Annotated in this window: 22 protein-coding genes; 20 read left to right on the top strand and 2 right to left on the bottom strand. The window is 46.0% G+C overall.

The window, feature by feature from the left end:
* Both CSH92_RS01410 and CSH92_RS01405 read right to left on the bottom strand, forming a co-directional pair.
* Nucleotides 1-579, bottom strand: a complete 579-nt coding sequence (locus CSH92_RS01410; protein ID WP_100655815.1) for an acyltransferase — start codon at nucleotides 577-579, stop codon at nucleotides 1-3.
* The gene (locus tag CSH92_RS01405; protein WP_276307847.1) at nucleotides 580-1,554 is read right to left on the bottom strand and encodes a Gfo/Idh/MocA family oxidoreductase; all 975 of its coding nucleotides are present in this window, start codon (nucleotides 1,552-1,554) and stop codon (nucleotides 580-582) included.
* A gap of 286 nt (nucleotides 1,555-1,840) precedes the next feature.
* Here CSH92_RS01405 and CSH92_RS01400 point away from each other — a divergent pair, with 286 nt between their 5' ends.
* The 20 genes from CSH92_RS01400 to fliR all read left to right on the top strand — a co-directional run bounded on the left by CSH92_RS01400 (nucleotide 1,841) and on the right by fliR (nucleotide 21,560).
* Nucleotides 1,841-2,908, top strand: a complete 1,068-nt coding sequence (locus CSH92_RS01400; protein ID WP_100655813.1) for a Stealth CR1 domain-containing protein — start codon at nucleotides 1,841-1,843, stop codon at nucleotides 2,906-2,908.
* Between the two features lie 121 nt (nucleotides 2,909-3,029).
* Nucleotides 3,030-3,830: a flagellin N-terminal helical domain-containing protein gene (locus tag CSH92_RS01395; protein WP_100655812.1), complete on the top strand. Its 801-nt coding sequence runs from the start codon at nucleotides 3,030-3,032 to the stop codon at nucleotides 3,828-3,830.
* A gap of 147 nt (nucleotides 3,831-3,977) precedes the next feature.
* Nucleotides 3,978-5,435, top strand: coding sequence for a sigma-54 dependent transcriptional regulator (locus CSH92_RS01390; protein WP_100655811.1), 1,458 nt, complete (start codon nucleotides 3,978-3,980; stop codon nucleotides 5,433-5,435).
* 124 nt (nucleotides 5,436-5,559) lie between these two features.
* Nucleotides 5,560-6,498, top strand: a complete 939-nt coding sequence (locus CSH92_RS01385; RefSeq protein ID WP_100655810.1) for a choice-of-anchor A family protein — start codon at nucleotides 5,560-5,562, stop codon at nucleotides 6,496-6,498.
* 198 nt (nucleotides 6,499-6,696) lie between these two features.
* Complete coding sequence (locus CSH92_RS01380; protein ID WP_100655809.1) at nucleotides 6,697-7,869, top strand: sensor histidine kinase; 1,173 nt, start codon at nucleotides 6,697-6,699, stop codon at nucleotides 7,867-7,869.
* A 1-nt stretch (nucleotide 7,870) separates the two neighbouring features.
* Nucleotides 7,871-9,220, top strand: coding sequence for a sigma-54-dependent transcriptional regulator (locus tag CSH92_RS01375; RefSeq protein WP_100655808.1), 1,350 nt, complete (start codon nucleotides 7,871-7,873; stop codon nucleotides 9,218-9,220).
* A gap of 160 nt (nucleotides 9,221-9,380) precedes the next feature.
* Complete coding sequence (gene fliE / locus CSH92_RS01370) at nucleotides 9,381-9,707, top strand: flagellar hook-basal body complex protein FliE (protein ID WP_100655807.1); 327 nt, start codon at nucleotides 9,381-9,383, stop codon at nucleotides 9,705-9,707.
* 11 nt (nucleotides 9,708-9,718) lie between these two features.
* Nucleotides 9,719-11,413, top strand: a complete 1,695-nt coding sequence (gene fliF, locus CSH92_RS01365; protein ID WP_100655806.1) for a flagellar basal-body MS-ring/collar protein FliF — start codon at nucleotides 9,719-9,721, stop codon at nucleotides 11,411-11,413.
* A gap of 11 nt (nucleotides 11,414-11,424) precedes the next feature.
* Complete coding sequence (gene fliG, locus CSH92_RS01360; RefSeq protein ID WP_100655805.1) at nucleotides 11,425-12,465, top strand: flagellar motor switch protein FliG; 1,041 nt, start codon at nucleotides 11,425-11,427, stop codon at nucleotides 12,463-12,465.
* Nucleotides 12,466-12,491: 26 nt separating this feature from the next.
* Nucleotides 12,492-13,268, top strand: a complete 777-nt coding sequence (fliH, locus tag CSH92_RS01355) for a flagellar assembly protein FliH (protein ID WP_100655804.1) — start codon at nucleotides 12,492-12,494, stop codon at nucleotides 13,266-13,268.
* Nucleotides 13,261-14,622, top strand: a complete 1,362-nt coding sequence (fliI, locus tag CSH92_RS01350) for a flagellar protein export ATPase FliI (protein ID WP_100655803.1) — start codon at nucleotides 13,261-13,263, stop codon at nucleotides 14,620-14,622. Before fliH ends, fliI begins: the two co-directional genes overlap by 8 nt.
* Nucleotides 14,622-15,059 (top strand): flagellar export protein FliJ, encoded by a 438-nt coding sequence (fliJ, locus tag CSH92_RS01345; protein ID WP_100655802.1) that lies wholly within the window; start codon nucleotides 14,622-14,624, stop codon nucleotides 15,057-15,059. Before fliI ends, fliJ begins: the two co-directional genes overlap by 1 nt.
* A gap of 149 nt (nucleotides 15,060-15,208) precedes the next feature.
* Nucleotides 15,209-17,194, top strand: a complete 1,986-nt coding sequence (locus CSH92_RS01340) for a flagellar hook-length control protein FliK (RefSeq protein ID WP_100655801.1) — start codon at nucleotides 15,209-15,211, stop codon at nucleotides 17,192-17,194.
* Nucleotides 17,195-17,272: 78 nt separating this feature from the next.
* Nucleotides 17,273-17,788, top strand: a complete 516-nt coding sequence (gene fliL / locus CSH92_RS01335; RefSeq protein ID WP_100655800.1) for a flagellar basal body-associated protein FliL — start codon at nucleotides 17,273-17,275, stop codon at nucleotides 17,786-17,788.
* 12 nt (nucleotides 17,789-17,800) lie between these two features.
* A complete protein-coding gene (gene fliM / locus CSH92_RS01330) occupies nucleotides 17,801-18,859 on the top strand; it encodes a flagellar motor switch protein FliM (protein WP_100655799.1) in 1,059 nt (352 codons plus the stop codon).
* A gap of 15 nt (nucleotides 18,860-18,874) precedes the next feature.
* Complete coding sequence (fliN, locus tag CSH92_RS01325; RefSeq protein WP_100655798.1) at nucleotides 18,875-19,291, top strand: flagellar motor switch protein FliN; 417 nt, start codon at nucleotides 18,875-18,877, stop codon at nucleotides 19,289-19,291.
* A 124-nt stretch (nucleotides 19,292-19,415) separates the two neighbouring features.
* Nucleotides 19,416-19,745 carry a flagellar biosynthetic protein FliO gene (gene fliO / locus CSH92_RS01320; RefSeq protein ID WP_338063723.1) on the top strand — a complete coding sequence of 110 codons (330 nt, stop codon included), beginning with the start codon at nucleotides 19,416-19,418 and terminating at the stop codon, nucleotides 19,743-19,745.
* The gene (gene fliP, locus CSH92_RS01315; RefSeq protein WP_100655796.1) at nucleotides 19,742-20,497 is read left to right on the top strand and encodes a flagellar type III secretion system pore protein FliP; all 756 of its coding nucleotides are present in this window, start codon (nucleotides 19,742-19,744) and stop codon (nucleotides 20,495-20,497) included. The genes fliO and fliP overlap by 4 nt, the downstream gene beginning before the upstream one ends.
* Before the next feature lie 9 nt (nucleotides 20,498-20,506).
* Nucleotides 20,507-20,776, top strand: coding sequence for a flagellar biosynthesis protein FliQ (gene fliQ, locus CSH92_RS01310; protein WP_100655795.1), 270 nt, complete (start codon nucleotides 20,507-20,509; stop codon nucleotides 20,774-20,776).
* A 1-nt stretch (nucleotide 20,777) separates the two neighbouring features.
* Entirely contained in the window at nucleotides 20,778-21,560 is a 783-nt protein-coding gene (gene fliR / locus CSH92_RS01305; RefSeq protein ID WP_100655794.1) for a flagellar biosynthetic protein FliR, read from the top strand.
* Nucleotides 21,561-21,566 lie beyond the last annotated feature (6 nt).

Raw genomic sequence — 21,566 nt, 5'->3', positions numbered from 1 at the left:
TTATTTGATTTTGGTAACCGTTTCATTAATACGGTGGTAAATGCTTCCTGAATGAGGGCAAACGGCTTGCTCAATGCCATCTTCTTCCACAAATCTCAGTTGCTCGCCAAACTCGCTCATCCAACCGATAATCTTGCCCGGAACACCGACGACTAACGCGTAGTCGGGAACGTCTCGATTAACTACCGTACCGGCACCAATAAAGGCATATTGCCCAATAGTAACACCACATACGACCGTGCAGTTGGCTCCTAATGTTGCGCCGCGCTTGACCAGCGTTTTACGGTACTCGTGCTTCCGTGAGATTGCTGAACGTGGATTGTAGACATTGGTAAACACCATTGAGGGGCCACAGAAAACATCGTCTTGTAAAGTCACGCCCTCATACACAGAAACATTGTTTTGAATTTTGACGTTGTTCCCAATCATCACGTTATTAGCAACAAATACATTTTGTCCTAAAGAACAATTTTCACCAATTACCGCCTTTTCACACACATGAACCCAATGCCAAAGTGCGGTTTTCGCGCCAATCTGAGCGCCGTCATCAACAATCGCTGTTGTATGTATTGATGGCATCTAAGACACGTTTACTAAAAACGGATGTGCCAAAGAACTGCTGGAATTAGTCGCCATATTGCGAATATCCGCAACGGTATTAATGGCCACAACATTGTCATCCAGCCCAAAACCTTTACCCGCCAGAATAGCTTCGTAACTGCGCGTGTGTAAGTCCGTAAAACCACCAGAGAATTCTATTTCATTACCGTTTAGTGTAATACTGCGATAGGTGCGTTGCCCTTGTAATCTTGCGACGCCTGGTAATTGGTCAAAGTCAGTAGACAAAAACCATCGCACTCTCGCGTGTTCATACTCCAAGAAACCTGAAGCAGTTTGTGCAGAGGAGTGGAAGAGTTGGTTGTCTTGTAAATCCCCAAACAAGAAATGCAACATATCAAAAAAGTGCACACCAATATTGGTTGCTATACCCCCAGATTTCTTTTCGTCGCCTTTCCAAGAGGTTTGATACCAATGCCCGCGCGAGGTGATATAAGTCAGGTCAACGTCATATTTCTTTTTACGCGGCGTCTCACTCGCTATTTGCTCTTTCAATGCAATGATTGAGGGGTGTAGCCGTAACTGCAAAATAGTATTGATACGGCGGTCATAATCACGCTCAAATTCTTTTAATGCGTCAATGTTCCATGGATTGAGTACCAGGGGCTTTTCGCATATCGCATGACACCCTGAGCGCAACGCAAAGCGAATATGTGAATCATGCAAATAATTCGGCGAACAAATCGACATGTAATCCACTTTGCGTTCGCTACGCTTGCGTTTATCGATATGCCGGTCAAAGCGCTCAAACTCGGTGAAAAAATGACAGTTGGGGAAATAGCTATCAAGGATCCCAACGGAGTCACTAGGATCGAGAGCGGCGACCAGGTCGTTGCCTGTCGCTTTTATTGCCTGCATATGTCTTGGCGCAATATAACCTGCTGCGCCCATTAAGCCGAATGTACTCATCGTTTGCTCATCTATCGTTCGGATCATGATGTATTACTGTTATCGGCTAAGTCGACATAGTCTTGAACTTGCTCCAAGGATGGCAAATTCTGCCTAACTACGCAATATTCATGATGTTTTATAAATCATTAAATGAGAGCAATTGGCAGGCCAGTTTGTCGTCAAATTACTGGCACCGTGACAGAAGTGCCACTCTGCATTATCAAGTTTTTGAACAAATAACCGTTATTTAAAACAGAAGGTTAGGCTGGTTGAGTGGTATGCGAGGGCGAAACCACATACTATACAGTGGTTATGAACGTGGAATTAGTGCATGAGTAGTGGTCTTCACCCCCCGATTGATTTTGTTGTTACTTGGGTCGACGGTAATGATCCGGATTGGCTTGCACAGCGCAATCAGTATTCGCCTGATAATCAGCAGATGAATGGAACTGAGCGTTTTCGTGACTGGGATAACCTCCAGTATTTGTTTCGTGCTTTCGAAACTTTCACTCCATGGGTGAATAAAATCTATTTTGTCACCTGGGGGCATCTACCCAGTTGGCTGAACACTGACCACCCCAAATTGAAAATTGTTCGCCACGAAGATTTTCTGGACGCGAAGAACCTACCTGTATTTAACATAAACGCAATTGAGACTAATTTTCACAGGATTAGTGGGTTAAGTGAGCACTTCGTATACTTCAATGATGATACGTTTTTATTAAAAGCGTTTACACCGGAAGTGTTTTTTAAGAAAGGTTTACCGGTCAATGCGATGATATCGAATATTATGCATGAAGGTGTTATCGCTCCCATTGTGCTTAACGATATTGAACTCATAAATAAGAATTTTAATCGTCACAAAGGTGAAAAACTAACTAAACGAGGGATTGCATTGAAGCATTTCTGGAAATGGTTTTATCCCGGGTATGGTCTACGGCTGCTTGATACCTTGCTGCTGATGTATTGGAAAACGTTTAGTGGGTTCGTTAATTATCATCATGCGCAGCCATTTTTAAAATCAGTGTATGGAGAGGTCTGGGAAAAAGAACCTGCAGTAATGCAACAAGTTTCCGCTTCTAAGTTCAGGGCCAATACGGATGTGAATCAATATCTATTTCGTTACTGGCAGTTTGCCAGCGGTAAGTTCTCCCCAGATTCAGTAAAAAATGCGTTTAAACGCAGAAAATATGTCGAGTTGCGATCGGTGGCTGACGTGAAGGCTGCATGTGAAGATATTGAGTCAGGTAAGTATGAGATGTATTGCTTAAATGATTCAATGTCTAAAGGCCGCTTTACCGAGCGAGATGTAACGCCAAAAGAATTTGAAGATTGCATAGCAAGAGTACAAAAGGCGCTTACTCGCGTTCTCCCTCACAAAAGTGAATTTGAGTTGTAAAGGATCAGTAAACCAACTTAATGGTATACATAGGTATCTCATTAAATACCTAATACAGCCTATTCTGCTTACATTTTGCACAGCGTTTGCTATACTCCTAATGAGGTATGAGGGGGAAATTATGATTAATTTCAACACAGATTCTAATGCATCTCTGTTGCAGCAAGTTCAGCAAAAACAAGAGACGCTGTTTGAGCGCTTGGCCAGTGGGCGGCGGGTTAATAGTGCAGCCGATGATTCTGCGGCGCAACAAATTATTGATAGACTAACCTCACAGGTAGAGGGTAATCGCCAGTCGATCCGCAATGCTTACGACGGGATCAGCGTGGCTCAAGTGGCCGAAAGTGGTCTACAAGGTATCAACGAAGATGCACAGCGTATCCGTGAGTTAACCTTACAGGCAGGTAATGGAACGTTAAACGATGCAGACCGCAGAGCGATTCAATCTGAAATTTCGCAGCTGCAGGAAAATATTTCACAAACAGTTGAGCAGACAAACTTTGCGGGTCGCCCATTGTTGAGTGAAGATGGCAATATTGATTTTCAGGTCGGTGCTAACGCAGGTCAACAAATTGGCTTGCAGACTCGCGATATCCAAAGTGAGTTAGAAGGATTACTCAACGCTGATGTGACCACTTCTGGCGGTATTCAAGAAGCTTTAACTGCAGCGGACGAAGCGCTCAATGTAATTGGCGGTGCGCGCTCAGACTTGGGAGCTACGCAGAATCAATTTGAAAGTGCGGCGCGCAATCTGTCGCAGGCTGACGTTAATACAGCAGCCGCGCGTAGCCGTATTCAAGACACTGACTACGCGCAAGCAGCCTCTGAAAATGCAGCCGCTGGAGTATTAGGGCAATCAGCGCTAAGCGTACAAGCGCAAGCGAATCAACAGCAAGGTCAAGTGTTAGCGCTGCTCAGCTAACATAGTAAGCGTTGAACAGTATAAAAAGACGGCATCGGCCGTCTTTTTTTATGCTAACTGGTTAATCTAGTTGCGTAAAAATCGGTTATGGTTACAATCAAACTAGCTGCATAACAATAATAATTTCTTAATGCGCTCGGGGAACCAATGAACCACATTCTGATTGTCAGCGACAATTCGGCAGTTTTTCAGACATTGCAGACTGTGCTGCAGTTCCTTTCAGAACCCTTTAGCACAAGTTCTCAAGCCCAAGGGGCCGATGCCCTACAAAACAATCCATCTGGTACTATTGTTATTTTGGATTGCACGGAACAGCAAAACCATGAAGCGTTTTTAAAGGCCTTCCCAAGCACCCCTTTTGTCAGTGTTGGAGCTTCCGAGAGCGAGATTTCCACCTATAAGAACATTGTCGCAAATTTGGTTTTGCCGGTTACTTATCCAAATCTGACACAGGCGCTTTACCGCGGTCAGGAATATCTAAAAAGACATCCTAGCAATAGCAAGCAGGTACAAAGTAAAACCCGCTTGTTTCGCAGTTTAGTGGGTAAGAGTGCTCAAATTCAGGCGGTTCGGAAGTTGGTCGAACAGGTTGCGCCCACCGATGCGAATGTTTTGGTGTTGGGGGAGTCAGGTACGGGTAAAGAAGTTATCGCCCGCAACATTCATTTTTTATCAGCGCGAAAAGACAATCAATTTATCCCTATTAATTGTGGAGCAATTCCGGGTGAATTACTCGAAAGTGAGCTTTTTGGCCATGAGAAGGGTGCCTTCACTGGCGCAGTTAGCAGTCGTAAGGGCCGATTTGAGTTAGCTGAGGGAGGTACACTTTTCCTCGATGAAATTGGCGATATGCCGTTACAAATGCAAGTCAAACTTTTGCGTGTGCTGCAAGAGCGCACTTTTGAGCGTGTAGGTGGTACTAAACCTATCGCCTGTAACGTGCGGATTATTGCTGCGACTCACCGCGACTTGGAAAACATGATCGAACAAGATAAGTTTCGTGAAGATTTGTATTATCGCTTGAATGTTTTTCCAATAGAAAGCCCAGCATTGCGTGAGCGACAAGAAGATATTCCTTTGTTGTTGCAGGAATTGGTCGCAAGATTACAGGATGAGAATGACAACTCGCAAACGGTACGATTTACCGAGCAAGCCATTCGTTCGTTAATGGAGCATCCTTGGCCAGGAAATGTCCGTGAGCTGAGTAATTTGGTTGAGCGTTTGACTATATTGCACCCGCAGCAATTAATCGACGTCAGCGAGCTGCCAGTTAAGTATCAGCACGGCGACATAGAACATTATGAGCCCGACTATCCCGAAGAGGTTCTTGAACGTCAGGCATTTAACGAGCTCTTTGCTGAAAGTGCAGAAGAGGATGAGATCGATACTGATACTCGTTTGCCGCAAGCAGGGGAGACAGAGCTACCAGACGAAGGGGTTAATTTGAAAGAATACCTCTCTGAATTGGAGATCAACCTAGTGGTGCAGGCACTCGAGCAGTCGGAATGGGTGGTTGCTCGTGCCGCCGATAAACTCGGTATGCGCCGTACGACATTGGTTGAAAAAATGCGTAAGTACAACATCCAACGTGAATCAGACGCGTAAACCAGTATTTTAAATTTCTTTACCCTGCATACGTTTGCAGTCTATAACTTGGCGTAAAATGCCCTATCACCAACTCATCGTACCAGTATAATCCGCGCGGTTTATATTACTGAGTTGGATCTTGATGAAAAATGTTATTGTCGCCTTAAGTAGTTGCTATCTTTTATTGCATCAAATGGTGTTTGCGGCGCCCATCTATTTTGATGACATGGGCGAGGCTAATGCCTATATATTCAATGATTTTTCGGCTTCATTTTCTGATAGCCAAGGTGCACTTTTAGTTGGTGGTAATGCGGCGCTAGAAGGATACTCAGTGGCTACATTGAATGCTTGGGATGCGCTAGCACTCGACGTGCGCGGGGACCTAACCATTGTAGGAGGTGATATCAATGGATTGACCTCTATTGATGGTACTGCCTCAGTTTCAAAGACCTCTCAGCCGCGTCTGATTAACAGTGAGTATCTATACAATCAAGCATTTTTTAGTGCGCTTGCAGATGGTTTAAGTACCCAAGCTGCAGTAAGCACGAACCTAAAGTACGGTGCACTAACGGCGCTAGGCAGTACAGAAATCGATACCTTGTTTATCAATGTCAATCAACAACTCTTAGATTCAGCATGGGGTCTGTTTACTCAGGATGTTAACGCAGGTGTGCGGGTGGTCTTCAACGTTGCCGGTGAAGATGTTGTATTAAGTAGTCAAAAAGACTGGCTGGTAAAGGATGTCAATTACGCCTTCAATCATGCGGCAAACAATGTGCTTTTCAATTTTTATGAAGCAAAAAAGTTAAGCATCAGTGGTGGTATCTATGGCTCAATATTAGCACCCAATGCTGATGTGGTTACCGGGCATGGAGTTTTAAACGGACAGATCATCGCAAATAGTTTTGCCGGGAATATTCAGCTTAATGATGCACCATTCAGAGTTGACCAGCCTGCGGCTAGAGTGAGTGAACCCCTACCTTTCATGCTATTTCTACTAGGATTGATGGGTTGCATAATGATGCGCAGATACAGTGCTCATAACGGCAACGAACGGGTCAGTTTGACCTATCCAGCTTAATAAGTTCAGGGTATGGTGCTAAGGGGGAGAGCGCTTAAACTTGACGAATTGTATGATTCACTTCCCCTCTAGCAAATTAGTTAGTATCACCTCAAAACATTCCTAATGTACTGATATGTAAACGATAAAATAATGGCATGGCTCGTGCTTTTACTCCTTTAGATAAAACCAATGACGGGTTTTTGACACGAGGTAGTCATGTTATTCGAAAATCGCACCATTGAGCTCGGTACTAGTGAAAGTTTTTCTTCATCTCCATTGCGTGAGGATGAGTCAGACAGTAACAGTTCAGTCGCTGTTGATAATACTAATTATCAATCTTTAAAGCGGCAATCTCAGCGTCTTGAACGCTTGCTTCAGGTTATGCCCGCTGGTGTCATAGTTATTGATGGGAAAGGCGTGGTTCGTCAGGCTAACAAGTTGGCGCGCGAACTACTGGGTGAACCCTTGGAGCAAGAGATATGGCGAGATATCATTGCGCGTTCTTTTAATCCTCGCGCAGATGATGGCCACGAAGTTTCATTGCACGATGGTCGTCGAGTAAAGTTATCGATTACGCCGTTGATTGAGGAGCCGGGTCAACTGATAGTGATTACAGATTTAACCGAAACCCGCCAACTCCAAGCACGCATTAGTCATATGCAACGTTTGTCCTCACTGGGACGAATGGTGGCATCTTTGGCTCACCAGATCCGCACACCACTATCAGCGGCAATATTGTATGCCGCGAATCTTGGGCAAGAGTCAGTAAAGCCTGCAACTCGTAACAAGTTCGTTTCGCGCTTAATCGACAGATTGCACGAATTAGAATCGCAAGTGAATGATATGTTGCTATTTGCCAAGAGCGGTGAACAGCAAGTAGTTGCAGACGTCAATATTGCGACATTATTAGAGCAAGTGGAATCGAGCAGTCAGTCGTTGCTCAACAAGGCACAAGTACGGTTAAACTTATATATGCAAGAGGCAGCTGCAAATGCGCATATTGTGGGCAACACAACTGCGCTGCAGGGGGCCTTGGTAAATCTCGTTGACAATGCCGTTCAAGTATCCGCAGTTGGTGCTGAAGTTACCGTTTCGGCATTGATTGATAGTAATAATCAGGAAGTTGTCATCACGTGCAGTGATTCTGGACCAGGGATCGCGCCTGTACAAATGAAGCGCATATTCGAACCTTTTTACACCACGAAAACTAATGGTACTGGATTGGGCCTAGCCGTAGTCGCACAAGCAGTGCGAGCTCATAGGGGGCGCATCAAAGCGAGTAACGGTGAGCATGGTGGGGCAAAATTCACTCTGTGGCTTCCGCTTAAGAGTAGCGCCCAACAAACGAGTCAGCCCAAGTCTATGAGCTTGGCAGACGTGGAGAATTAGTATGTCAAAAACTCAGATTCTGATTGTTGAAGATGATGCCGGTTTACGCGAGGCACTAACAGATACCCTAGAGCTTGGCGGATATGCAGTGGTCGAAGCAGACAGTGCGGAGGCCGCCATGGTGGCGCTGAACCAACACACCGTGGATTTGGTTGTCAGTGATATCCAAATGGGTGAAATGTCGGGACTTTCCTTATTACGCAGTATTAAGAGCCGCTACCCACAATTGCCGGTGCTTTTAATGACTGCGTTTGCAACTATCAATGATGCAGTACAAGCGATGCGCGATGGCGCGACGGATTATTTATCTAAGCCCTTTGCTCCACAAGTGTTACTCAACCTAGTTGGGCGCTATGCACCGGCACAAAAGGTAGTTTCGCGTACACCGATAGTAGGCGACGCAAGCAGCCAGTCATTGCTCGAATTAGCAGCCAAAGTCGCACGCTCTGATGCAACGGTCATGGTGCTAGGGCCTTCCGGTTCGGGGAAAGAGGTATTATCTCGTTACATCCATGACCTTTCACCGCGAGTAAAAGAGCCTTTTGTGGCAATTAATTGTGCAGCGATCCCTGAGAATATGCTGGAAGCAACTCTGTTTGGTTACGAAAAAGGCGCGTTTACCGGCGCTATCCAAGCCTGTCCAGGTAAATTTGAGCAGGCGCAAAACGGTACCTTATTGCTCGATGAAATAACCGAGATGGACATGTCGTTGCAAGCCAAGTTACTTAGGGTGCTACAAGAGAAAGAAGTTGAACGGTTAGGTTCTCGTAAGACTGTTGCACTTGACGTGCGCGTTATTGCCACCAGTAATCGCGACTTACGTCGCGCTGTAGAAAATGGAGAATTCAGAGAAGACCTTTACTATCGTCTGAATGTGTTTCCGATTACGTGGCGGCCCCTATCTCAGCGCACGGGAGACATACTGCCGTTGGCCGAGCACTTGATCCAGCGTCATGCAACCGCCAACGGAACGGCAGTACCCAAGCTATCCGCAGCTGCGCGCAATAAATTATTAAGTCATGATTGGCCCGGTAACGTTCGCGAATTGGAAAATGTGATTCAGCGGGCACTTATACTTGCCGCGCCGGAACAAATTGATGCAAACGATTTACTTATTGAATTCAATGATGGTCCTTCTTTAGCACCGCATGAAGCTGCAGCACCCTATCCGGAAGATACTAGTTTGCTCGGTTCAGAGTTACGCCAGCAAGAGCATCAAATCATCCTGGATACACTAGTTTCATGTAATGGTAAACGTAAGGAAGTGGCAGAAAAGCTTGGGATCAGTCCGCGTACCTTGCGTTACAAGCTTGCACGGATGCGTGAGGATGGTATTGATGTGCCGGCTTAAATAGCGCTGCGTTACCCCTTGACCGCGATCAGTAGTATCGCGGTTTTTTTTGTCAAAAAAATGACATTAACCTAATAAGCTATTGATTATTAAGGGTAAAATAAACTGGCGTGGCTTTTGCTAAAACTATTAAGAAGTCAAAAACGTGTGAGTACTACTGATGGATATCAAAGCAAACGCTCTCTATCAAGAAATGCAAGCTATGGCGTTAGAAGCTAGGCCTAGCATGGAGCAAGTACCAGGGGTAAACCTCAACAAAAGTGGCGACAATTTCGCAGATATGTTGTCGGATGCGGTCAATAACGTGAATGATATGCAGCGTCAATCAAGAGAAGCGCAGAAAGCGTTTGAAATGGGCGCGCCCGGTTTGAGCTTAGCGGATGTAATGGTAATGAAAGAGAAATCTGGTATCGCATTCGAAGCAACCCTTCAAGTTCGTAATAAGTTACTTGAAGCCTATAAACAAATAATGAATATGCCAGTTTAAGGTGAAGCATTGTGGCTGAGGCAACCAGTACAGAACTCGCCGTCAGTGGTGGATACGGAAATGACACTGAGGTAGAGCAAAAATCCGGTTTCATGGATGCGTTGGGATCAACCGACATCATGCGCCAGTTGATGCTGGTCGTGGCGTTGGTGATCTGCGTCGCGATAGCTGTATTTATTTTGATGTGGACGCAAGAGCCGGATTATCGTCCATTAGCTAAAATGGAAACCGCCGAACTCATTGAGACCCTTGATTACTTCGACCAAAACCAAATTGATTACCGCTTAGAAGGTAATATCGTGTATGTGCGTGAAGATCAGGTGCAAAATATTCGTCTCGGCATGGCCCGCCAAGGGATTTCACAAGAGGCATCTCAAGGCACTGACATTATCATGCAGGACATGGGATTTGGGGTTAGTCAGCGGGTAGAGATGGAACGCCTCAAACATGCGCGTGAGCAACAGATAGCCCGAACTATCGAAGATATCGCGGCCATTTCTAAAGCCCGCGTGTTGCTTGCCATGCCCAAAGAAAACGTGTTCGCGCGCCGTGAGAAAAAGGCCAGTGCGACCGTTGTATTAACCGCTAAACGTGGCACAGTTATTTCTGGTGAAGAAGTCGATGCCGTAGTAGATATCGTCGCCTCAGCGGTGCAGGGCATGGAACCGAGCCGAGTCACCGTAACCGATAGTAATGGACGACTATTAAATTCAGGTTCGCAAGATTCAATGAGTGCGCGAGCACGCAAAGAATATGAGATTGAAAAAGCGCGCGAAGATGAGTATTTAGCCAAAATCGATTCTATCTTAATCCCTGTATTGGGCGTGGGCAACTACACGGCACAAGCTGATGTAACCATGGATTTCACTGCCGTGGAGCAAACCCAGCGTCGTTATAATCCTGATTTGCCAGCTGTACGCAGTGAAATGATTGTTGAGGAAAATAGTGTCGGTTCAACGGTGGCTGGGATCCCGGGCGCGTTGACCAACCAACCCCCTTTAGACGCTAACATTCCAGAACAGGCCACTGGCAGCAATTCGCAGCAAAGCGTACCTGGCCGCAATAGCAAAGAACAAACGCGAAATTATGAGCTTGACACTACCATTAGTCACACCAAACAGCAGACGGGTGTCATTCGTCGTTTGAGCGTATCAGTTGCCGTGGATTATGTTTCAAGTACTGCAGAGGATGGCACAGTGACTAACGCTCCGCGTGAGCAGGCCGAGTTGTTGAATATCCGCCGTTTATTGCAGGGCGGGATCGGCTTTGATGTTACTCGTGGTGACAGTTTAGAAGTCGTAAGTATTCCATTTAGCCGCATGGATACTGGTGAGATCGTGGAAGCGCCTATTTGGGAGCAACCTCAATTCATGCCTATACTTAAAGTGGTAGTTGGGGGATTAGTCATTATCGTACTGATCTTGGCTGTCGTTCGCCCTATGCTGCGCAAGTTAATCAATCCTGACGATGGTATCGATGCTGACGGATTTGAAGCTGATTCGGCGCTCGATCTGGGTGATGAAACTATCAGCATGTTGTCGCAAGAATTTGATGAAGGTCAGGTAGGTTTTGCTCCAGATGGTTCGCTAATGCTGCCTGATCTGCATAAAGATGAAGATGTGCTAAAAGCGGTCCGTGCGCTGGTAGCCAATGAACCAGAGTTGTCAGCGCAAGTGGTTAAAGGCTGGCTTTTGCAAGATGAGTAAAGGTTTTTAATATGGCAAACGATCTCGCTACAGCTGATGATTCTGGCTACGATGTAAGTAAGTTAGAAGGTGTTGATAAGGCAGCCATCTTGTTGTTGAGTTTATCAGAAGAAGATGCGGCGCAGATACTTAAACATCTAGAGCCAAAACAAGTTCAAAAACTTGGTACGGCAATGGCAAAAATCGATGACATGACGCAGTCAAAGATAACCGCTGTACATAAACATTTTATCGAAGAAATCCAGAATTACAGTACCATTGGATTCCAAAGCCAAGACTTCGTCAAACGTGCACTAACTGCAGCGTTGGGTGAAGATAAGGCGGCTAACTTAATTGATCAAATATTGATGGGTTCTGGCGCAAAAGGCTTGGATTCATTGAAGTGGATGGATTCCAAGCAGGTGGCTAGCATCATCCGCAATGAACACCCGCAGATCCAAACTATTGTTATGTCCTATTTAGAGCCTGAACAGTCCGCTGAGATCCTGTCGCAATTCCCTGAGAAAGTGCGCCTTGATTTACTTATGCGGGTTGCAAACTTGGAAGAGGTTCAGCCAGCAGCCCTACAAGAATTAAACGAAATTATGGAAAAACAATTTGCTGGCCAAGCGGGTGCCCAGGCTGCGAAAATGGGCGGCCTGAAATCTGCGGCGGACATCATGAACTACTTAGATACCAATATCGAAGGTCAGCTCATGGATGCGATCCGTGAGCAAGATGAAGAGATGAGCCAACAGATCCAAGACTTGATGTTTGTATTTGATAATTTGGTAGATGTCGATGACCGCGGGATCCAAGCAATCCTACGCGAAGTTCAGCAAGAATCGCTACTTAAAGCGATCAAAGGTGCTGACGATGAACTTAAAGAAAAAATCACCAAAAACATGTCGAAACGCGCTGCAGAAATGTTGCTTGATGATCTCGAAGCTCTCGGACCGGTCCGGATCAGCGAGGTTGAAACCGCGCAGAAGGAAATCTTGTCTGTGGCACGGCGACTCGCCGATGCTGGTGAAATTATGCTTGGCGGTGGTGGTGGCGATGAGTTCCTTTAATAGCGAACTCAAGGTGGGTTTAGTGTATGGGTAATATCCCCTTTAACCCTGATGCGGATGAAGACATTCGCTCATGGGAACTGCCGTTTGTCGAAGCAGAAGAGCTTATAGACGAGCGCAAAACTAATGCATTTAATCGCCGCTCGGATTGGAAGTACGAACCGCCGGAGGCTGAAGAAGAAATCTTGCCGCCAACGGCTGAGGAAATTGAAGCAATTCGCGCCGCGGCCTATCAAGAAGGGTTCGACGAAGGCAAGCAAGCCGGTTATGCAGAAGGACATGCCGAAGGCTTAGAAAATGGGCACGCTGAAGGTGTAACTCAGGGGTTAGAGGAAGGCACTGCGCAGGGATTGGCTGCAGGACAAGAACAAATCGATAGCTTAACCGAGCAATGGCAAGCCTTGATTAAGGAACTACACACGCCGGTTTTGACCACCAATAAAGAAACCCAAAAGCAACTGGTGACTTTAGCGGTTGCGTTAGCAAAAGCAGTGATCCGCAGAGAAGTAGAAACGCAGCCTGAGATCATATTAACGGCATTGAATGAAGCTGTTAAAACGTTACCTATCAATGACCGAAGCATCCACATACGTCTTCATCCAGACGATTTGGCCATAATTAAAGGAGCCTTTGACGAAGACACCATCAAACAGAATCAATGGCACTTAATCGCGACTCCGGAAATGGCGCGCGGAGGTTGTGATGTCAGCACAGAGAGTAATGCGGTCGATCATTCCATAGAGCGACGCAGTAAAGCCGTACTTGAAACTTTCTTATTGCAGCAAGGGTTGGGTGATGTCTGACAGTGTGTTGCATGATCCTATCGCGCCATTTAACCATCACCTGACTAAGCTGGCGAAACAAATTCCTCAATCAGCCCCTTTATGTGCTGGCAAACTGGTACGTGGGATTGGCTTAACTCTCGAAGCTGTGGGGTGTCAGTTACCAGTCGGCAGTCAGTGCTTGGTGCAAACCATAGATGGTCAAATTGAAGCTGAAGTGGTTGGCTTTGGAGAACACATTACCTATTTAATGCCCACCGAAGCGGTAAAAGGTATTGTGCCTGGCTCACGAGTAGAACCACTGTCTAGAGAGCCGGGACTGCCCGTAGGTGTTGGGCTGTTAGGACGCGTCGTAGATGCGAATGCACAACCGTTAGATGGGTTGGGGGCAATTGAAGCACAAACTCGAGTTTCAACTAATAAACCACCAATAAACCCGTTAACACGTCGTCAAATCGAGCACCCACTTGATGTTGGTGTACGCGCAATAAACAGCATGATCACCGTTGGTAATGGCCAACGTATGGGATTATTTGCCGGTAGTGGGGTAGGTAAGAGTGTGTTACTTGGCATGATGACGCGCGGCACTAGTGCTGATGTCGTCGTGGTTGGTTTGGTCGGAGAGCGGGGGCGAGAAGTTAAGGAGTTCATTCACGATATTCTAACCGAAGAAGAACGGCAACGCGCTGTCATCGTCGCAGCACCTGCTGATACTTCACCATTAATGCGTTTAAAAGGGTGTGAGACCGCAGTCACAATTGCCGAATATTTTCGCGATCAAGGCTTAAACGTATTGTTGTTGATAGACTCACTTACCCGTTATGCAATGGCACAGCGCGAAATTGCATTGGCTGTTGGTGAGCCACCGGCCACCAAAGGGTATCCGCCGTCGGTATTTGCACGTTTGCCCGCATTGGTTGAACGCGCCGGTAATGGCGGTGAGGGGCAGGGCTCTATAACCGCGTTTTATACTGTTCTTACTGAGGGCGATGATTTACAAGATCCAATTGCAGACGCAGCACGAGCGATCCTAGATGGGCATATTGTGCTCTCAAGGGACCTAGCTGATAGTGGACATTATCCAGCGATAGATGTGCCAGCATCGGTAAGTCGAGTGATGCCGCAAGTAGTAAGTGAGGAGCACCTTGAGTCTATGCGACGGATCCGGCAAGTGTATTCTTTGTATCAACAAAATCGAGATTTAATCGCTATTGGGGCTTATTCCAAGGGCGCAGATCCTCGTATTGATTTGGCCATTCAAGCTGAACCAGCAATTAACGCGTTTTTTCAGCAAGGCATGCAACAGGTGATCCCATATGACGAATGTATGCAGGCGATGCAAGCGTTGGTATCGGGGCTTAAGGGTAACTCCTAGTGTCACAGCATCAACTACAAAAAGTAGCAGATTGGGAACAGCAAAAGGAAGACCGCTGTGCCAGCGCATTTCATCAAGCGCAACAATATTTGCAGCAGCAACAGCAACGTTTAAATAATATCGAGCAATACCGCAAAGAATATATTGAAACAATTACCGCCAACGGCAAAGGCGGTCTTGGCGCGCGAACCTATACTCAACACTTGTCTTTTGTAGCGCAACTGGATCAGGCATGCCAGCAGCAAAACACGGTTATTAGTCAGGCCATACTGGTAGTGGATCAACGCAAGCGAGAGTGGCTCGGCCAGCAACGTAAGCGCAAAGCAATTGAATTTGTTATCGAACAAAAACAGCTAGCTAAAGCAAAGCGAATAGAACGCCTAGAACAACAGCAAGCGGATGAATATGCGTTACAGCGATTCATCCGCAACGCGTAAGCATATTCTGACTACCAGAAACAAACCTTTAACTCGATATTCAAGATTGGAACACTACTTGCAAACTTTCTTGGTAACTATAATTTTTATCGCCTACAAATATCATAAACTATTGAAAAATATGATTTTGTTGAGTTGAGGATTTCGGAATGATGCAACAAATTGCCCCTCTACAAACAGATATTGCCGCTAAATCTGAGGTCAGTTTTGATGTGGAAAAGCAATGGCTAGGTAGCGCATTTGAGAATAATCGCGAACAGCAGCAATTTGGCAATATGCTCAGTCAAGAGCGAGCATCACAAGAACGGACTAAATCTGTTGTTTCTGCTGAGCGCCCAAGCCAGCCAGAGCGACCTTCGCAGTCAGAAGGGAAAACGCAGCGCACAGACTCCAGAGAATCAAATACAGGTTCTCAAGCCTCTTCAACAAGCGGTAAACCTGAAAACTCGGACACGAATGCCAAACCTAGCAACGAGCAAAAATCCAATGAGGTAACTCAAAAGCCCGATTCTAAAGAAACCAACGAGACCGCCCATACTGAAGTGGCGCGGGATAAAGCTGCGCCAGAAAAAACCAGCAAAAATCAAGCAGCGCAAGCGGATGAGGCTACCGTAGAGCAAGCCGAGTTCGCTGAAAAGTCGGCAGCAAAAGAAGCGATTAATTGGGTTGACTGGGTTGAACAGGTTAAAGCGATAAACAACGATGGTGATGGGCAAACGAATTGGGATGGCGAAATAGCCGAAATGCACGCAGTATATGACAGCGATCTTCGTTTCGAAGTTACTACTTCCGAAGCGGGAGAAATTCTACTCAGTGTGTCAATTGCTGATACCGCTAATGAAAATAGTGAGCTAAACATCGCACTCGATAGCATCGCCAATGATTTAATAAAATTACTGCAGGCTGATAGTGATAAGCAGCAAAATATTCAAAATGACCTATTCATAATTCCACAAGAAGAACTAAATAATGGAGTGTTGACAGGAGTAGAGCTGGATAATCAAACGTTAACTCCATCAGAGCAGAATTTACCACAACAGTTACTTGCGATATTGCTTGGCGATGAAGACCCAGCAAATACGCCAGCACTGGAATCAACAATCATGGCAGAGCACTCTGAGACTACTACCGAACCTGAAGTAGGGCTTAGCACTGACGCCATAGCAGAGTTATTTCCAGAGCTTGAAGCCGCTGAAGGAAACATTGCCGCGAAGAACAATGAGAGTACTGAATTGCCCACATTTGCAGCTTCCGTTACCCTTGTGAAAAATCCTTCTGAACTACTGCGTGACATAGCCAACCTATCTGAGGAGCAACAAGTAAAAGCTCTCGATGTTTTAGCAGATGCGCTGCTGCGCCAAGCGCCAACACCCGTGACACCGCAGCAACAACAATCGTATGTGACCGCATTGCAGGGGATGTTAGAAGAGTACAAGCAACAGCTTAACCAAGGTAGAGAACCTGGTTTGAGCGTAAAGGCACTGCTAAGCGAGGCTCTGGCAGAGGCTGGGTTGAATAATCAAGAGCAATTACAAGTGGCTGCAAATCGAGTGGCAGAGCAGGTTATGCAAACTTTAACAGCAATTGATGCAGCGAAGCGCGCTCGTGGAGCTGCTGAAGATATGTTGGCAAACGTACAGCGTACTGATGCGCCGAAAGTTGAAGGAGCATTGCAAGCCGAAGTTCAACGTAATGCTTCTACGCAAGCCATGCTAGACAAGCCAGTAAACATCACCAAAGCTGAAGGTCAAAACCAATTTGCCGAAAAGATCCGCTGGATTGTAAATGCGCGCTCTTCATTTGCTGAGATCCGCCTTGATCCACCAGAGCTGGGTTCGGTTAAAGTTCGCGTTAATATGAATGGGGAAGCGGCCCAAGTGAATTTTGTCGTTCAATCACCGCAAGCACGAGATGCGTTAGATCAAGCTATCCCACGATTAAAAGATATGCTCAATCAACAGGGGATTGAGCTAGGGCAGTCATTTGTCCAGCAAGACAATCAGCAGCAACAAGGTGAACAGCAGGGGGATTTTGGTCAAGGTCAAGGTGATGATGCGATGGAGGATATCGCTTCTGAGGTTATTGAACAGCGGGTGGTTAATGGCAGTGCAGGCGGAATTGATTACTATGCTTGATATAGATTGGCTGGCAAACATTGTGATTTCTTCACAAGCTACCCATAATACGCAAACACAAAACGTTTGAGACTGGTTATGGCTGAAGAAGAGTTAAAAATCGAAGACGGCGGTAAAAAAGGTAAACTGATCCTTATTATTGCGGTGGCCTTAGTTGTGGTGGGAGGGGCAGCAGCAGCCTACTTTTTGATGGGCAGTGAGGATAGCGATATGGCTGAGATAGAGGCTGTCCAGACTGGCGGTGGAGGCAGTGCACAGGTATCAACGAATACCGGGACCGCATTATATGTTGCCATGCCGCGTCCATTTGTCCTCAACGTTCCGGGCAGTGGGCGTGACCGGTTAGTGGAAATTAAGGTGCAATTAATGGTGCGTGGTTCAGACAGTGAAGAAATCGCTAAGTCACATATTCCACTGATCGAAGGTACCTTGCTGCAAGTTTTTAGTAGCAGCAATGCGGATGATTTAGTCACTGAAGCTGGAAAAATAGCTTTGCGCGAACAGTCCGTTAAAGATGTGCAGGCGAAAATGCAGGAAGTTGCTGGACAAAATATTGTCGAAGAAGTCCTGTTTACCGGTTTTGTGATGCAATAGCAGAGGTGACTTGTGAGCGATTTATTATCTCAAGATGAAATAGATGCATTGCTCCATGGCGTCGATGATGTCGAGGAAGAAGATGTTAGTGATGGCGAGGTTGACTCGTCAGCGCTCGAATATGATTTCTCCTCGCAGGACCGTATTGTTCGTGGTCGCATGCCAACCCTTGAGATTGTTAATGAGCGATTTGCGCGGCACATGCGCGTCAGCTTGTTTAACATGATGCGTCGCTCTGCCGAAGTTTCGATTAACGGCATCCAAATGATCAAGTTTGGTGAATACATCCACACCTTATTCGTACCAACCAGTTTAAACATGGTGCGCTTTCGTCCACTCAAAGGCACGGGTCTGATTACGATGGAAGCACGTTTAGTGTTTATCTTGGTAGATAACTTTTTTGGTGGTGACGGACGCTATCACGCCAAGATCGAAGGGCGAGAGTTTACTCCCACAGAGCGCCGCATTATCCAGATGTTGCTGAAGCTTATTTTTGAGGATTACAAAGAAGCTTGGGCACCGGTGATGGATGTGTCGTTTGAGTACTTGGATTCTGAAGTTAACCCTGCAATGGCAAATATTGTCAGTCCAACTGAAGTTGTGGTGATAAGTTCTTTTCACATTGAGCTCGACGGCGGTGGTGGCGATTTCCATGTCAGTTTGCCATATTCAATGCTCGAACCTATCCGCGAGTTACTTGATGCGGGTGTGCAAAGTGATAAAGAAGACACCGACTTCCGCTGGTCGAAAGCGTTACGCGATGAAATTATGGATGTCAGAGTTGAACTCAGCACACATATGCTGGATGTGGATATTCCACTGCACAGGATAATGGAGCTCAAAGCTGGGGATATTATTCCTATTGAAATGCCAGAACACATCACCGTGTTGATAGAGGAATTACCCACGTTTAGGGCTAAACTCGGTCGCTCACGTGACAATGTCGCGCTGAAAATCACAGAAAAAATTGAACGACCCACGTCGGTTAAGTCAGAGCTGCAATTGTTGACTCGCGGCGGACGGGTAATTGATAACGATGCTGAGCTATCAGTATTAGAAGAAGATTTGTAACTAGAGGGTAACGTCATGAGTGAAGAAGACGGTATGGACGATTGGGCTGCGGCCATGGCTGAACAGGCTGAGTCTGAAGAAGCAGAAGAGGCTGAAGGCGCTGAAGGTGATGATGTCCAAGTCGCCGAATTAGATGAGTTGTCCGATGACGAGCCAATTACTCCTGCTGAGAAAAAGAAATTAGATACGATTTTGGATATACCGGTAACCATCTCGATGGAAGTCGGTAGAAGCTCGATCAGCATCAGAAATTTATTGCAATTGAACCAGGGATCAGTGGTCGAACTAGACCGAGTGGCTGGTGAACCGTTAGACGTATTAGTGAATGGCACGTTGATTGCTCATGGAGAAGTAGTAGTGGTCAACGATAAATTCGGTATTCGGTTAACGGATGTTATTAGTCAAATCGAGAGAATCAAAAAGCTCAGGTAGCTTAAATAAAAAAAGCGTAGTCAAATCAATTGGCTACGCGTTCATTTCTGGTTTACTTTGGGCGTTCAGCTCAAACGTTTTCAGCGCAGATAAAGACTCAGGCTTCTCCGGCAGTGGCTCAGCAGTGTCAATTTTTCTATCACTTTTGGTGGTGATCGGGATTATTTTCGCGCTTGCCTATGTGATGCGTCGGTTTAATGTCGCTCATACTGGTAATGGCGATCTCAAGGTCGTAGCTAGTATGGTGGCTGGAACCAAAGAACGCGTGATGGTTGTCGAAGTGGGTGATGAACAGTACCTGCTTGGCGTAACGGCACACAACATCAGTCATCTCGCGACGCTGCCAAATAAAATCACGCCCAAAAAATCGGAAGTTGCCGACCAGTTCAAACAAAAGCTGGTACAAGCGATGGCAGGAAAGCTTAACCCAGCGCGCGTCGGAGAGAAGCCATGAGAATTGTCAGACTCTTGACGCTTGCGTTTTTGTTTTTGGGATTATCGGCACCGGTCCTAGCGCAGCAAGGAATATCTGCTGTAACCGTAACCACGAATGCAGATGGTGCTCAAGAATATTCAATGACATTACAAGCGCTGTTTATTATGACAGCGCTCAGTCTTATTCCGGCGTTTGTGATGCTAATGACATCTTTTACTCGGATTATTGTGGTGTTATCAATTTTGCGACAAGCCATTGGCTTGCAACAGTCTCCGTCAAATCAGATCCTAATAGGGGTGAGTATATTCTTAAGCATGTTCATCATGGCACCGGTATTTGATGAAATAAATGCTACAGCTTTGCAACCCTATTTATCTGAAGAGATGACTTCAATTCAAGCCGTTGAAGCTGCCAAGTTACCCATGCGAGAGTTTATGTTGTCGCAAACGCGGGTTAAAGACTTAGAAACTTTTGTCCGCATTGGCGGCTACGAAGACCAATTTGATGACCCTGCCGATGTACCCATGACGGTTTTGATTCCTGCCTTTGTCACCAGTGAATTAAAAACGGCGTTTCAAATTGGGTTTATGTTGTTTATTCCTTTTTTGATCCTCGACCTTGTGGTGGCATCCATTCTAATGGCGATGGGGATGATGATGTTATCACCAATGATCGTGTCTTTACCTTTTAAGCTTATGCTGTTTGTTTTGGTGGATGGTTGGAATCTGATTTTCGGCACATTGGCGACAAGCTTTGGTATGGGGACATAGGAGAAGATTATGAGCCCAGAAGCCTTTGTCGAAATACTCCGTGAATCCATGTTCATCGTGATCTTGTTAGTTTCCGCGATTATCGTGCCCAGTTTGTTGGTTGGCTTGGTCGTGGCTGTGTTCCAAGCGGCTACCTCAATCAACGAACAAACCATGAGCTTTTTGCCGCGCTTAATAGTAACGCTGTTAGCGTTGAGTTATGGCGGGAACTGGCTAGTACAAAAACTCATGGACTTTACCTTTACACTGGTTGATCAGATCCCTCAGGTCGTTGGCTAACATGGTCATTGCTGAAGCCACAATTATGCAGTTTTTGGCGGATTATTTACTCGCGTTTTGTCGTATCTCGGGTATGTTCGCAAGCATGGTTGGGCTTAGCGCTAAGAGTATTCCAACTCCCATAAAGTCGCTTTTAGCAGTCTTATTAACCTTCATGTTGATGCCGATTATACCCGCGTCACCGGTAACCGATTTGGTCAGCGTTGGATCATTTGTCGAAGCGGGCAAACAACTGATGATTGGGATTGGATTGGGTTTTATTTCTACCTTAGTACTTAATACCTTTGTATTGGCTGGTCAAATAGTGGCCATGCAAACCGGGCTTGGCTTTGCATCCATTGTTGATCCAGTCAATGGCATCAATGTACCGGCTGTAGGTCAATTTTACTTAATCCTTGCCACCCTATTATTTTGGACCTTGGATGGACACCTTGCCATGATCCAAATGGTCGCAATGAGCTTTCAAGCGTTTCCTGTTGGCGAAGGATGGTGGCAGGCAGAGCAATTTCAAGCAATTGCACATTGGGCGGGATGGATGTTTACTTCTGCCGTGATCATGACACTGGCGCCAATTGTATCGTTGCTTATCGTTAATCTCGCTTTTGGTGTAATGACTAAGGCAGCACCGCAGCTCAACATTTTTAGTATCGGCTTTTCTATCGCACAAATAATGGGCTTGGTGATCATTTGGATCACGATGGCTAATTTTACCAACCATTTCGAACAGCAGTGGGAGCGCGCGCAATTAATGATGTGTCAGTTAGTGCGTATTTGCGGAGTTTAAACACCG

It is taken from the genome of Neoalteromonas flava, assembly GCF_002807685.1.
Taxonomy (GTDB): domain Bacteria; phylum Pseudomonadota; class Gammaproteobacteria; order Enterobacterales; family Alteromonadaceae; genus Alteromonas_E; species Alteromonas_E flava.
This window is presented reverse-complemented; position numbering and strand designations above follow the sequence as displayed.